The sequence below is a fragment of the Treponema sp. genome (assembly GCF_024696245.1).
In the GTDB taxonomy this organism is placed as follows: domain Bacteria; phylum Spirochaetota; class Spirochaetia; order Treponematales; family Treponemataceae; genus Treponema_D.
This window is the reverse complement of the sequence record NZ_JAILGZ010000162.1, coordinates 32329-46492: the sequence shown is the minus strand read 5'-3', so window position 1 is coordinate 46492 and position 14164 is coordinate 32329. Positions and strand designations below refer to the sequence as shown.

Here is a 14164-nt window from a genome sequence, read left to right as displayed (position 1 = left end):
CGTTTTCAAAAATGTTATACTTTTAATATAACAATAAAAAGGATATGTATATGGTAGAAATTAACGAAAAAGTAAGCATCGACGGAAAAGAAACTGGCATTATCTCTGGTTCCATACATTATTTCCGTGTAGTACCAGAATACTGGCAGGATCGCCTGGAAAAGCTTAAGAATATGGGCTGTAATACTGTAGAAACCTATATTCCATGGAATTTCCATGAAGAAAAAAAAGGACAGTTTAACTGGAAGGGTGGTCATGATGTATTTAAGTTTATAGAACTTGCTTCTAAACTTGGTCTTTACGTTATTATCAGACCATCACCATATATTTGTGCAGAATGGGAATTTGGCGGTCTTCCTTACTGGCTCCTTAAAGAAAGGGGAATGAGACTCCGCTGTTCATATAAACCTTATCTTGATGCAATAAAATCTTATTACGAAGAACTTATTCCAAGACTTGTACCTTATCAGCATGATAAGGGTGGTAATATAATCCTTTTCCAGATAGAAAATGAATACGGCTACTATGGAACAGACCATGCATACATGAATTTCCTTGCAGATACTATGCGTTCCCTTGGTGTAACCCAGCCTTTTGTAACTTCAGATGGTCCATGGGTAGAAGCATCCTTTAAAAACGGAAGGGTAGAAGGCGCCTGGTCTACAGGAAACTTTGGTTCACAGGTAGAAACTCAGTTTAAGGCTATGGAAAACTATGTAGGTGGCAATAAGGCCAAAATGTGCATGGAATTCTGGTGCGGATGGTTTGATGCCTGGGGTGAACCTCACCATACTTCAGATCTTGAACAGAATAAAAAGGACCTTGCTGATGTAATTAAGACAGGTCATGTTAATTTCTATATGTTTGAAGGCGGTACAAACTTTGGTTTTACAGCCGGACGTAACTTTGGTGTAAAAAATGCCGACATTACTTCTTATGATTACGATGCAATCCTTACAGAAGACGGTCAGATTACACCAAAATATGAAGCCTTTAAAAAGATTATTTCAGAAAGCCGTAAGATAGAAGAAGTTCCTCTTTCTACAAAAATCAGCCGTAAGGCCTACGGACAGCTTAAATGCACTGCTAAAACAGACCTTTTTGCCGTTCTTGATGACATCAGTAAAAAAACATCATCTCCATATCCTCTTACAATGGAAGATCTGGACCAGAGCGGTGGTTTTATCCTTTACAGAACCCGTCTCCCTGAATACGAAAAGGCCCTGAGCATTAAATTTGACCGTGCTGGTGACAGGGTGAATGTATACGAAAACCAGAAACAGCTTTTTGCAACTGCTATAGAAGACATGAAGGAAGCCTTTAAGCGTGAAGATGCTCCTGCAGGTTCAGTAATCGACATGCTTTTTGAAAACTATGGCCGCGTAAACTTCGGTCCTGCCTTAGAGACTCAGCGTAAGGGTATTGAAGGTTACATGATTTTAAATGACCACCTTCAGCATGGTTATGATATTTACAACCTTCCTCTTGATGAAGAACAGCTTGCTAAAATTGACTTTACAAAGGGCTATACTCAGGGTCGTCCTGCTTTCTATAAGTATGAATTTGACGCTGATGAACTTTGCGACACCTTCCTTGAGACAAAGGGCTTTGAAAAGGGCGTAGCATTCGTTAACGGCTTTAATCTTGGCCGCTACTGGAATATCGGACCTCAGAAGCGTCTTTATATTCCGGCACCTGTCCTTAAAAAAGGTAAAAATACTGTAATTATCTTTGATACAGAGGGAAAAGAAGGCAGCCTTTCTCTTGAAGACTCCCTTGTCTGGTAAATAAGTTTTAATAAAAGCCGGTAAATAAAAAAGGACTGGCTTCCTTTTACTTAAGGAATCAGTCCCTTTGCTTAAGGCGGCCCTTTAACCGGGGCTGCTTTTTTTATACCTCAATAGCTATTCTTGTTCCTGCAGAAGCAGAGTTTCTTGCATAAACAGAAGCTGCATTTCTGTATGGATTTTTAAAGCTGTCAATCTGCTGCCTTATCTGGCTTAAATGGCTTTTAAGCAGGTTTCTGTTTCTTTCATTCTGGGCAATAACCTTCTGCTGCAGGGAATCAAGTTCCTTTTGAATTGTTTCTACCGGTACGGCATCTTCAGGACTGTAGAAACTTCTTTCTTTTTCATACATGGTCCTGATAGGAATGATTACTTTCTGAAGGGAAGAAATACTGGAAACAATCTGACCTTCCAGTTCTGTGTGATTCATCAGGGACTGGGTGTCTTCCTGACTGATTTTAGCTTCCTGGCATTCAAGTACATTAAGATATTCAGCAAATTTAGCCCTCTGCTGTTCAAGAAGGGTCCTGAAGCGCCTTAAAACTGCAATTCTTTCGTTAAGTTCTTCCTGACTAAGATTTTCCATGGTTTTTCTCCCCAGGGGACTTTTTTAGCCCTGTATGTTAAGTGATGAGTGCTGGGGTCCTGCATTCTGAGTGTTTGCAGTAGAAGCAGCAGCACTTTCCCATGATGAGTGAAGATCAGAAAGCATTTTTCTAACTGAACTGAGTTTTTCCTTGTTATGAGAAATGCTGGCATCAAGTATTTCCTTGTTAAAGTAAATGTAAAGTGCCATAAGGTTTTTAGCAATTTCTCCGCCTTTTTCCATATCAAGGCTGACTTCCAGTTCCGTAATAATATCCATTACCTTCTGAAGATGGTTTCCGAAGTTTTCTATCTGCTTTGCCTGAATTTTATCTCCGGATTCAATAAGGGCAATGGCTTTATCCAGGTGCGAAACAGCGCCTTCGTAGAGCATTACAACAAGTTTGCCCTGACTGGCAGTTCTTACGCCTACTGATTTATATGCATTGTACCCGCTGTATGGATTGTTATAAGCCATGATTCACCTCTGTTTTATTCAGTTTTTAAGATTATCGGAATTAAATTATTACAGTTTAGCTTTTTTAGCTGAATTCTTGTATAAAATTAATCCCCACACAAGACAAAAAAATGCTTATATTGTATATTGATGATACTTTGTTAATGTAGGTGTGTATGAGCGAAAACAACAAAAAAAACAATGACAACCGCAATGAAAACGATCCATATGATTTTTTTAAGCTGGATCCTGGTACTGGCGGCAATAATAATGATAAAAAGACTCCTGACGGCAAAAAAAAGATGCCTTTCTGGGGCCTTCTCCTCATTATTTTAGGTATTCTTGTTGCAGTTAACCTTCTTTTTACAGACAAAGATGAAGGAAAAGAGATTCCTTTTTCTGAATTCCGCAGTAAGATTCTTTCCAATGAAATTGTAGAAATTGAACTTGGAGAAAACGTATTTACCGGATATACAGCAGATGGTGTTTCTTCCAGATCTTCCGGGGGACTTTTTTCTTCTGCCTCAAACAGAGGTGTATATAGAACAAGGGGTTATTTGAGGGAATCCTTCCTTGATCAGCTTGATCAGCTGGGAGTTAAATATTCCTTTATAAAGCCTCAGAACAATTACTTCCTTCAGCTCCTTCTTAATCTTGCAGTTCCTGTAGCCTTCCTTCTTCTTATGTATTTCTTTATTTTCAGAAAAATGGGCGGCGGCGGAGTAGGCGGAATGTCTATTTTCGGTAATGGCAGTAAAACAAAGGCTGTAGATGAAGGTAAGGTAAAGACCCGTTTTGCAGATGTAGCCGGTGTTGACGAAGCTAAGGAAGAACTTATTGAAGTTGTAGATTTCCTTAAGGAACCAAAAAAATATACAGACATTGGTGGTAAAATTCCTAAGGGTGTTCTTCTTGTAGGACCTCCTGGAACAGGTAAAACCCTTCTTGCCCGTGCAGTTGCAGGAGAAGCAGGGGTTCCTTTCTTCAGAATCAGTGGTTCTGACTTTGTAGAAATGTTTGTAGGTGTGGGTGCTTCCAGAGTACGTGATCTTTTCCGTGCTGCAAGGGAAAAGGCTCCATGTATTATTTTTATAGACGAACTTGATGCTATTGGTAAGAGCCGTGTAAATAATCTTGGCGGTAATGATGAACGTGAACAGACATTAAACCAGCTTCTGGTAGAAATGGATGGTTTTGATAACGAAAAGGGACTTATTCTTCTTGCAGCTACAAACCGTGCAGATGTTCTTGATCCTGCCCTTTTAAGGCCTGGCCGTTTTGACAGACAGGTTCCTGTTGAACGTCCTGACGTAAAGGGTCGTGAAGAAATCCTTAAGATTCATGCCAAGAACGTAAAACTGGATGATGATGTTGACTTTACATCCATTGCTCATGGTACAAGCGGCTTTGCAGGAGCAGATCTTGCCAACGTTATTAATGAAGCTGCCCTTCTTGCAGTACGTAACGGCCGTAAAAAGGTATGCATGGTAGACCTTAATGAAGCAATTGATAAGGTAAGTATCGGTCTTAAGAAAAAGACCCGCCGTGATAATATGAAGGAACGCAGGCTTGTTGCCTTCCATGAGACAGGACATGCCCTTGTAGGAGCCTTTACACCAGATTATCCTCCGGTAAACAAGATTACTGTTGTACCTCGTTCAAGGGGAGTTGGTGGCTTTACCCAGTACAGGGAAGAAGAAGAAAGATTCTTCCGTACAAAGAAGGATATGCTTAACGAAATCGACACCTGTCTTGGCGGCCGTGCTGCAGAACAGATTATGCTGGGAGAGATTTCTACCGGTGCTTCAAATGATATTCAGAGGGCAACAGATATCATTCACGACATGATTACTGTCTACGGAATGAGTGACCGCTTTAAGAATGTTACCCTGGGTAAGCGTGGCGGTGGATATGCTGCAGAACCTACTCTTGTAAGGGAATTTTCTGAAGAAACACAGAAATATATTGATGATGAAATTGCTTCCATGATGGATGAACGCTATAACTACGTCCTTAATCTTCTTGGAAAACATAAGGATCTCCTGCAGTATGTTGCAGACCGTCTTCTTGAAATCGAAACAATGGATGGTAAAGAGTTCTATGAAATCGTCAATGCAGAAAAAAACTGCGTAAAGGCAGATGATGAGGGAGAAGAAAAATCTTCGGATAAAAAGTCTCCCCGCGTAAAAAAGGCAGCAGCAGAAAAAACTACTGACTCAGGTAAGAAAACTGTGCGCCGTACAAGAAAAGCTAAGACTGAAGAATAATTGTGAGCACTTACGGGCTTTGTGTCTGTAAGTGCTTTTTTTTTATTCATTTGCAAAAACTGTAGAAATCGCCGGATTATTTCAGTATAATACAGCGAAAATTATATAATTTTCATAAGGGGTCCATAAAATGGCTTACTTCTACGAAGAACCTTCACACACTTTTGGTGAGTATCTCCTGGTTCCAGGTTATACTTCTGCAGACTGTATTCCGGATAATGTTTCCTTAAAAACACCGGTTGTCCGCTTTAATAAAAAAGCCGGCGAACAGTCACCTCTCTCAATGAACATCCCGCTTACAAGTGCCGTAATGCAGTCAGTTTCTGATGACAGAATGGCAATTTCCCTTGCTAAAGAGGGTGGTATCAGTTTTATTTACGGTTCCCAGACAATTCAGGACCAGGCAGCTATGGTTGCCCGTGTTAAGTCTTACAAGGCTGGATTTGTAACCTCTGATTCTAACATCCGCCCTGATCAGACTCTTGAAGAAGTTGTTGCCCTTATAGAAAAAACAGGTCATTCAACAATTGCAGTAACAGAAGACGGTTCTGCTCACGGCAAACTTGCCGGTATTATTACAGAACGTGACTTCCGCATTGATCATGTTCCTGCAAATTCCAAAGTAAGTGAATACATGACTCCTTTTAAGGATCTTATTACAGGTCAGGATGGTATTTCTTTAAGTGATGCCAACGACCTTATCTGGGCTCATAAAGTAAATCAGCTTCCTGTTATTGATGCAAATGGCTGCCTGGTTTCTATGGTATTCAGAAAGGATTTTGACAGCCATCAATCTTATCCAAAGGAACTTCTTGACAGCCAGCACCGTTATATCGTAGGTGCAGGAATTAACACCCGTGATTATATGGAACGTGTACCAGCCCTTCTTGAAGCAGGGGTTGATATTATGACTCTTGATTCATCAGAAGGTTTCTCCGAATGGCAGAGAAGAGCCCTTCATGATATTCATGAAAAGTGGCCTCAGGCAAAGGTTGGCGCCGGAAACGTTGTAGATGCAGAAGGATTCCGCTTTCTTGCAGAAGCAGGTGCAGACTTTGTAAAGATTGGTATTGGCGGCGGTTCAATTTGTATTACCCGTGAACAGAAAGGTATTGGCCGAGGACAGGCTACTGCAACAATCGAAGTAGCTAAGGCCCGTGACGAATATTATAAAGAAACAGGTATTTATGTACCTATCTGCTCAGACGGCGGTATTGTACATGATTATCATATGACTTTAGCCCTTGCCATGGGTGCTGACTTTATAATGCTGGGTCGTTATTTTGCCCGCTTTGAAGAATCTCCTACAAACAAACTTATCGTAAACGGTAACTATGTTAAGGAGTACTGGGGAGAAGGCAGTAACCGTGCCCGCAACTGGCAGCGCTATGATCTTGGTGGTAAAAAAGGAATGGCATTTGAAGAAGGTGTAGATTCCTATGTTCCTTATGCAGGACATCTTCATGACGGCGTAAGCATGAGTATGAATAAAGTAATTCATACTATGTGTAACTGTGGTGCCCTTACAATTCCTGAACTTCAGGAAAAGGCAAAAATTACCCTGGTAAGTTCAACTACAATCAGTGAAGGTAGTGCACACGACGTTCTTGTAAAGAATACAAGCATTAATTCGTAATGCTTTATGAAATATATTTTTAAAACTGCTGCGGTTTGTGCCGTGGCAGAATTTCTGAACTTTCTTTCAGTTTTTATTTTTTACGAGACTTTGCATCTTCCTCTTTTTATGGACACAATTTTTACAGTTGCAGTTGTGTTTTATGCAGGACTTGTTCCGGGCCTGATCGTTGCAGCAGGATATAATATTTTTGATTCATTCATAGCAGTTTTATACGGATATCCGTTCAGCGCTTTTACGATGCTTTTTTCTTTGTGCGGAATTTCAATCGCATTTATTACATGGCTTTTTGCCCGTAACAAAAGTGAATTTAAAATTTCACCGGCCATTACGTTTTTGTATCTTCTGCTGATTGTATTTATTACTTCGTTCTGTTCGGTTTTTATAAGCGGAATTATTGATTACTATAAATATATGTATTTTAATCTTCCGGATATGGTTGCGCCTGTTAAAAATTTTACGATGAGTTTTCTTTCTCAGAAGTTCAGTCTTTTTGCAAGCTGCATTTTGGGTCAGGTTCCGGTTTCGTTTTCAGACAGATTTATTACAACTTTTGCAGGCTTTGGAGTTTATAAACTTGCAGTCCGCTTTTTTGGAGAGATCAATAACTGATGAAAGAAGTTTATAATATTGCCCGCTCGTATGCATCTGTTGAAGAAGAAGTTGAATGGCTTCGTTCGATTCTTCAAGGTTACACGACATTTTTTCTGATTTTTGATTTTGTGTTTTTTGCTGTAGCCGTTACTGCGATTATTCTTGCAATCAATTTTTTAAAATCGCGTGAGCAGTTTAAAAAAAGTCACAGCTATCTGCGTTATGCAATTCAGGGGCAGGAAGAAGAACGAAGCCGTATTGCACGTGAACTTCATGATACGGTTGCACAGGATTTGCGCTGGTGTAAAAATGTTCTTGAAAAACAGAATACAGATGAATTAAAAAAAATTTCAGAAGTCGTTTCAAAAACTTTGAAAATGGTAAGAAGTTTGAGCTTGAATCTTGCACCTCCAGATATTATAAAAAATGATTTTCATGCAAATGTTTTAAATTTGTGCCAGAATTTTTCGGAATTGAATAAAGTTGAATTCCGTCTTACCGTTATGCCTGAGCTTGATACAAAATTTCTTTCTGCCGATGAAAATCTTAATCTTTATAGAATCGTTCAGGAAGCGCTTACAAATATTCAAAAGCATGCAGAGGCTTCTGAAGTTACGGTTTTAATCCGTAATGAACTTGACTATGAAGCAGAAGGGCTTTATGTTTTCATAACTGATGGTGGAAAAGGATTTGATGTTTCTAAAGTAGAAGGCCGCGGTTCAGACTGCACTCACTTTGGAATAACCGGCATGAAAGAAAGAGCCGAACTGATTGGTGCACAATTAGAAATCAGTAGCGTTGCAGGGGAAGGTACCTGTATTCAGATTGTAAAACTGAAGGAATCTTTGTGATGGAAAAAATAAATTATTTTGTAACGGAAGATCACTCCCTTACAAATCTTGGAATAAGACAGTTCTTTATTAACTTTAAGGAATTTGAATGTGCGGGATTTGCTTCTACAAAAAAAGAGACGTTTTCAAAACTTGAAAGCTTAAAAGGAAACCTTCAGCTTTTGATTCTTGATTTGAATCTTGGAAATGAAAGCGGACTTGATGTTTTGAAGGAAGTAAAAAAAATTATTCCCGGATTAAAAGTTCTCGTGTATTCAATGTTTACAAATCCCGGAATTGTTTCGCTTGCACTGGAATACGGTGCTGATGGTTTTGTCTGTAAGGACGGTTCTGAAGATGAACTTATAAAAGCAGCACGTGAAATTATAAACGGAAAACTTTTTATTCATCAGAATCTTGCAGCTTCACTTTACACATATTCAAATCTTTTGCAGAGTCTTACAAAACAGGAACAGACAATCTTTAAAAAAATCATTGAGCGTAAAAATAATTTTCAGATTTCAGAAGAATTAAATCTTTCCATCCGCAGTGTAGAAAATTATATGAGCCGCATTTATTCTAAACTCGGCTGCCGTGGTCACGAAGAAATAATCTCTCACTTTGGATAATTTCCTGCCATATCTCTAAAAATCTGTTTGTGAAATTTTCACAACTTTTAAGTGTGTTGATACTGACTACAAATAAGAAATTGTCTTATATAATTCTCCGTATAAAAATTATGTTTTTTTTTATAAGGAGATTTTATGAAACATTTAAAAAAGGCAGTAAACTTTTTTTTATTGTTTTTAACTGCAGTTTTTATTTCATTTTTTGTGTCATGTTCGTCAGATGGAGACGGTAAAGGTTCGTCTGAACCTTATATTGAGTATAAATGCCGGGTAACTTTTTACCCTGATGACGGTTCTGAGTCTTTTGAACAGGAAGTTGTGCAAGGTGACTATGTTGTAGAACCAGAGTATGTGCCGCATAAAGCCGGTTATGTTTTTTTAGGCTGGGCTGAATGGGATATGGAAAAACAGTGTGTCAGTGATACGCTTTTTGATTTTAAGAATACTCCTGCTAAAGACTTTTTTTTAACTTTGTATGCAAAATGGAGAGAAAAGGATGGTACTTATAGAATAACTTTTGATTATAATGGCGGAACTAAGTATGATGAAACAAGTAAAGTTGTATCAGTTAAAGAAGATTATGCGTTACAGTATCTGCCTGATGAACCTGTAAAAAATTATTATTCTTTTGGCGGATGGTTTTTAAATCTTGGTGAAGAAAATGAATGTGAATTTACACTTGAAACAGTTATTTCTGGTGATATCACTGTAAAGGCAAAATGGATTGTAAAGGAATATGTTCTTGAATTTCTTTCTGACGGCACAGAAAATGCAGAAAAGGAAGATATTATTTTTACTGTAGAAAAGCCTGTTATAATTCCAGAATGTACATTCGAAGTTCCTGATAATCATTATTTTGCAGGCTGGTCTACAAGTGATTCAGGAACTAGAAGCAGTATAGGGTTTGGAGCTGGAAAAGAAGTAAAAGAACTTAGTGATCTAGACTGCTGGGGAAATTATGACTGCACTTTAATAAAAATTTATGCGGTGTTCCTTCCGTATGTAAGTCATAATATTATTTATAACGATATTCCTTCTGATTCTGCTGCACCGTCCAGAACATCTTTCTTTGAAAATGAAGATGTTGAACTCGAATCAATTGAACGTTACGGTTATATTTTTATAGGATGGAGTGGGGGAATTGAAGGCTGGAAGGCTTATGAACAGACAGAAGATATTGTTCTTTCTCCAGTCTGGAAACTTAAAAGTGAATATGAAGTAACAGTAGAAGACGCATTTGATGTAATTAAAAAATTGCCGGAGTGTAGTATTTATACAATTAAAATTTCTGGTGAAATTACAGAAGACTTTCTGACAGAGTTTTCAAAAGCTGTAGTAGACAGTTCGAAGGTGGAAGAATTAAATCTTGATTTAAGTAAGGCAACCGGTTTAACAGTAATGGATCCTTCTATTTCAGATAATGTTATGCTTCAGAAAAACAAAAAATTAGGCTCTCTTGTTCTTCCGGATGTACTTGAAGAGTTAGGCGATTTTGCTCTTTATAACTGTTCAAATTTAAAAAGTATAACAGTTCCTGAAAACTACAGGGGCAGTTTTATTCTTGCATTAAGCTGTTCTCATTCTCATGTTCTTTCTAACATCATTGTTGATGAAAAAAATACAAAGTATGCTAGTGTTGATGGAGTTATTTATTCAAAAGATTTGAAAATTCTTTATTTATGGCCTGCTGCAAAAGCAAAGTTTGAAATTGAGATTCCGGAAGGTGTTGAAGAAATAGACTATTATGCATTCCGTAACTGTGTTGACCTTTGTGATGTAATTATTCCTTTTTCAGTTAAAAAGATTTCTAGAAATGTTTTTGAAGATTGCTGTAGCCTTTATAAAGTTACTTTTAAAGATCCTTACAGCTGGTTTGAAACTGAAAACTTTAGCTATGATTATTATAACCAATGGAAATCTAGCGATTGTCTGACAAAAGAAGAACTGGAAAAAGCTGATAATTATCATGCAAAAAGTGATTTGGATTTATCTTTCCGCTTTTATCGAAAATATCTTTATAAACATCAGATTGACGTAACTGCAGAAAATGCACTTTCTGAAATTACAAAGGATAAACTTGTTGCGACTGTAACCATAAAAGTAAGCGGACCTATAACAACAGATTTCCTTAATGATTTAACGGCTTTAATTAGAGATTTTAACTTATCTAGTGATAGTGTAAAAATTAATCTTGATTTAAGTGCAACAACCGGTATTACTGAATTAGAAGCTGTTTCGGGTAAAAGTCTGTTTGCCGGATGGAATATTACAGACGTAGTATTGCCTGCTGGACTAAAAACAATTAGTAAACATGCTTTTTATCAATGCTGGAGACTTGAGCGAGTTGTTATTCCGTCGGAACTTGAAAGTATAGGGGAATTTGCATTCTGCGAGTGTAGGTCACTTAAAAATATTGAAATTCCTGACAGTGTAAAAGTTATAGAACAGGGAGCTTTTAAAGAAACTGGCCTGACTTTTCTTAACCTGCCGGCTTCTCTTGAAACTTTTTCGGGTAGTGCCTTGTATTCCATGGATAAACTTGAATCGGTTTCTATCAGCCCTTCAGCAAAAAATTTTATTGTTAAGAATAATGCCGTTTATTCAAAGGATGAAAAAACTCTTGTTGCGTATCCGGTAACTGGAACTGAATTTACCATACCAAATGGAACTCAGATAATCGGTGAATATGCTTTTACAGATTCAAAAATTACTTCTATTGTTATTCCTTCAACTGTAAAAACTATAGGCCATGCAGCATTTTCTAGCTGCAAGTCTCTTACAAAAATTTTAATTCCAGCTTCTGTAACAGAAATTGGAGATTTCGCTTTTAGCTCTTCAGGTCTTACTGAAATTTCTTTCGAAGATCCTGAAAACTGGTATAAGCAAATGAATTTTGGGTCAGGTAGTGGTGATGGTACTCTGTCTGGCTGGCAAAACTTCGGAGATGTATCACCGGAAGATATTGTTAAAGCTGAAAAGTGGGATCAAGCTGGTCTAGATGGTTTAAAACCGTACCGTCTTCGAAAACATGAAGTTGAATACTGATTTTTATAATGCATGATGCATTTTGCGTTATATAACTTTTTTATAAGGAGCGTTTAAATGAAAATGAGTAAATCTGTAAAACTTTTTGCAATGTTGTTTGCCGCAGTTTTTTCAATGTCAAGTTGTAAAGGTAAAGAATCAGCCGGAAGTAAACCTGATTTTTCTAAACCGAATCCTGAATCAGATTTTGAATTTAGTCTGGTAAGAAACGGTACCGCTATACGCATTGATTACTATAGTGGAAAATCAAAAAATGTTGTTGTTCCGTCTGAAATACAGGGCTGCCCTGTTGTGAATTTTAGTCCGGATGAATGGCCTGAAATAGAAAACCTTGTAATTTCAGAAGGTGTTGAAGTCGTTAATGTTCGTTCTGAAATATTGAAATATATAAAACTTCCTTCGTCGTTAAAGTTTATCAGTCTTCACTCTAATGTTCTTGAGTCTGTTGATATTCCTGAAGGCGTTTTGTTTGTTGATTTTGGACGTACACCTCTTAAATCAGTTAAACTCCCTAAAAGCCTTGTTGGTATAGCTGATCGTGCTTTTGAAAAGTCAAATCTTAAATCTATTACAATGCCTGAAGGATTAAAATATTTAGGAAATATGGCCTTTGAGGATTGTGATAAACTTGAAGAAATAAATGTTCCAGAAGGATTCAATCCGTTCTTTGTATGTACTGATTCTTCCTGGTTTGGAATACACAGCGAAAAAACTTTTGAAGATGTCTTTACAGGTGAAAAAATAAAAAAGACAGTTGCACTTCAAAAACTGTTAAAACATGAATTCAGGGATTATGAAAGCTCTGATAATGCTGAGTTTAAAAAATTTTATTATTCTTTTTGGGCTGACTAGATAATTTAATTGAATTGCAAAAGGCTGCCTGTAAAATTCAGCATATATGGAGGTTTTGACAGATTTAACCGCCATGTACTGAATTTTTCAGACAGTCTTTTTTTTTAACGTCAGCGAATGACTGTATTTTATAAACTGCCTCTATGGTCAAATTGAGCGAAAAGTGGTAGGATTTGTCAAGTTGCAATTACCGGATAATAAGGTATCAAACGCATACTGGGAGTAAAAAAATGAAAGTTGTAATTATCGGTGCACAATGGGGCGATGAAGGAAAAGGTAAGATTGTTGATTACCTTGCAGAAGATGCAAAGTACGTTGTACGTTATTCAGGCGGACCAAATGCCGGTCATACTATTGTTGTAGATGGCAAACAGTTTGCTTTGCATCAGGTTCCAAGTGGAATCCTTTACAGCGATAAAAAGGTTTACCTTGGAGCAGGTATGGTTATTGATCCGGAAAAGCTTTTCAAGGAACTTGACATGCTTAAGGAAAACGGAATCAACTGGGAAGGTCGTGTATTTATTTCTGACCGTGCTCAGCTTATTCTTCCTAAATACCGCCAGATGGATAAAGACCGTGATGCTCAGAGAAAGCGTCCTATCGGAACAACAGGAAGTGGTATTGGTATTGCTTATTCAGAAAAATCACACCGTGACGGACTCCGCCTTGCTGACCTTGACTGGGCAGAAAAAATGGCTGAGTTTGATGGAGAAGACAAGGAATATCTTGATAAATATAAGGACAAGCTTATTGAAATGCGTGTTGACCTTACAAAGGTAATGTGGGAAGTACGCAAAGATAATATTCTTTTTGAAGGTGCTCAGGGTGCCATGCTTGATATTGATTCCGGAACATATCCATATGTTTCTTCAGGTGCAAGCTGTGCTGCCGGTGCTGCTACAGGTTGTGGAATCGGCCCTCATGACCTTGATAAGATTCTTGGTGTATTTAAGGCTTATCAGACTCGTGTTGGTAACGGTCCAATGCCTACAGAATTCAACAACGAAAGCGAAGGTGAACTTTGTCAGTACGTTCGTGATACAGGACGTGAATATGGTGTTACAACCGGTCGTGCCCGCCGCTGTGGATACCTTGATCTTGTAGCCCTCCGCTATGCCTGCCGCGTAAACAGCCTTGATGGTCTTGTTCTTACACATCTTGATATTTACGATGCAATGGAACAGATTGAAGCCTGTGTTGCTTATGACATTGATGGTAAAATCGTTACAGACTTCCCTGCAAACGTTGATCAGATGAATAAGGCTAAACCAATTCTTGAAAAGTTTAAGGGATGGAAAACACCTCTTAAAGAAGTAAAGAGCTATAAAAAACTTCCTAAGGAAGCCAGGGAATATGTAGAATATATCGAAGAATACACTGGTGTTCCAGTAACAATTATTTCTGTAGGTTATGAACGTGATGAAACATTCATCCGTGCTAATCCATGGAAAAAATAAGTATAAGTCTGCTTTTAGGATTGGC

11 protein-coding genes are annotated in these 14164 nt (G+C 37.9%); 9 read left to right on the top strand and 2 right to left on the bottom strand.

What is annotated here, in order from left to right; genetic code table 11:
- The first annotated feature begins 50 nt into the window (after positions 1-50).
- Entirely contained in the window at positions 51-1787 is a 1737-nt protein-coding gene (locus K6D58_RS11780) for a glycoside hydrolase family 35 protein (protein WP_296830927.1), read from the top strand.
- 103 nt (positions 1788-1890) lie between these two features.
- On the opposite strand, the gene flgN is transcribed toward K6D58_RS11780, so the two are convergent.
- Together flgN and fliS are read right to left on the bottom strand one after the other, a co-directional pair.
- A complete protein-coding gene (gene flgN / locus K6D58_RS11775) occupies positions 1891-2373 on the bottom strand; it encodes a flagellar export chaperone FlgN (protein WP_296830924.1) in 483 nt (160 codons plus the stop codon).
- A 24-nt stretch (positions 2374-2397) separates the two neighbouring features.
- Entirely contained in the window at positions 2398-2850 is a 453-nt protein-coding gene (gene fliS, locus K6D58_RS11770) for a flagellar export chaperone FliS (RefSeq protein WP_296830921.1), read from the bottom strand.
- 155 nt (positions 2851-3005) lie between these two features.
- Between fliS and ftsH the strand changes: the two genes are divergently transcribed.
- From ftsH to purA, 8 genes are all read left to right on the top strand, one after another.
- Complete coding sequence (gene ftsH, locus K6D58_RS11765) at positions 3006-5096, top strand: ATP-dependent zinc metalloprotease FtsH (RefSeq protein ID WP_296830918.1); 2091 nt, start codon at positions 3006-3008, stop codon at positions 5094-5096.
- A 130-nt stretch (positions 5097-5226) separates the two neighbouring features.
- The gene (locus K6D58_RS11760) at positions 5227-6732 is read left to right on the top strand and encodes an IMP dehydrogenase (RefSeq protein WP_296830914.1); all 1506 of its coding nucleotides are present in this window, start codon (positions 5227-5229) and stop codon (positions 6730-6732) included.
- A 42-nt stretch (positions 6733-6774) separates the two neighbouring features.
- On the top strand, positions 6775-7344 hold the full coding sequence (locus K6D58_RS11755) for a hypothetical protein (protein ID WP_296830911.1): 570 nt from the start codon (positions 6775-6777) through the stop codon (positions 7342-7344).
- On the top strand, positions 7344-8177 hold the full coding sequence (locus K6D58_RS11750) for a sensor histidine kinase (RefSeq protein ID WP_296830907.1): 834 nt from the start codon (positions 7344-7346) through the stop codon (positions 8175-8177). Before K6D58_RS11755 ends, K6D58_RS11750 begins: the two co-directional genes overlap by 1 nt.
- Positions 8177-8785: a response regulator transcription factor gene (locus K6D58_RS11745; protein WP_296830904.1), complete on the top strand. Its 609-nt coding sequence runs from the start codon at positions 8177-8179 to the stop codon at positions 8783-8785. Before K6D58_RS11750 ends, K6D58_RS11745 begins: the two co-directional genes overlap by 1 nt.
- A gap of 135 nt (positions 8786-8920) precedes the next feature.
- Positions 8921-11830 (top strand): leucine-rich repeat protein, encoded by a 2910-nt coding sequence (locus K6D58_RS11740; protein WP_296830901.1) that lies wholly within the window; start codon positions 8921-8923, stop codon positions 11828-11830.
- Positions 11831-11887: 57 nt separating this feature from the next.
- The gene (locus K6D58_RS11735) at positions 11888-12682 is read left to right on the top strand and encodes a leucine-rich repeat domain-containing protein (RefSeq protein WP_296830898.1); all 795 of its coding nucleotides are present in this window, start codon (positions 11888-11890) and stop codon (positions 12680-12682) included.
- A 230-nt stretch (positions 12683-12912) separates the two neighbouring features.
- The gene (gene purA / locus K6D58_RS11730) at positions 12913-14139 is read left to right on the top strand and encodes an adenylosuccinate synthase (protein WP_296830895.1); all 1227 of its coding nucleotides are present in this window, start codon (positions 12913-12915) and stop codon (positions 14137-14139) included.
- Positions 14140-14164 lie beyond the last annotated feature (25 nt).

Coding starts and splice junctions, on each gene's coding strand:
- K6D58_RS11780 (WP_296830927.1), top strand. CDS start 51: ATGGTAGAAATTAACGAAAAAGTAAGCATCGACGGAAAAGAAACTGGC.
- flgN (WP_296830924.1), bottom strand. CDS start 2,373: ATGGAAAATCTTAGTCAGGAAGAACTTAACGAAAGAATTGCAGTTTTA.
- fliS (WP_296830921.1), bottom strand. CDS start 2,850: ATGGCTTATAACAATCCATACAGCGGGTACAATGCATATAAATCAGTA.
- ftsH (WP_296830918.1), top strand. CDS start 3,006: ATGAGCGAAAACAACAAAAAAAACAATGACAACCGCAATGAAAACGAT.
- K6D58_RS11760 (WP_296830914.1), top strand. CDS start 5,227: ATGGCTTACTTCTACGAAGAACCTTCACACACTTTTGGTGAGTATCTC.
- K6D58_RS11750 (WP_296830907.1), top strand. CDS start 7,344: ATGAAAGAAGTTTATAATATTGCCCGCTCGTATGCATCTGTTGAAGAA.
- K6D58_RS11745 (WP_296830904.1), top strand. CDS start 8,177: ATGGAAAAAATAAATTATTTTGTAACGGAAGATCACTCCCTTACAAAT.
- K6D58_RS11740 (WP_296830901.1), top strand. CDS start 8,921: ATGAAACATTTAAAAAAGGCAGTAAACTTTTTTTTATTGTTTTTAACT.
- K6D58_RS11735 (WP_296830898.1), top strand. CDS start 11,888: ATGAAAATGAGTAAATCTGTAAAACTTTTTGCAATGTTGTTTGCCGCA.
- purA (WP_296830895.1), top strand. CDS start 12,913: ATGAAAGTTGTAATTATCGGTGCACAATGGGGCGATGAAGGAAAAGGT.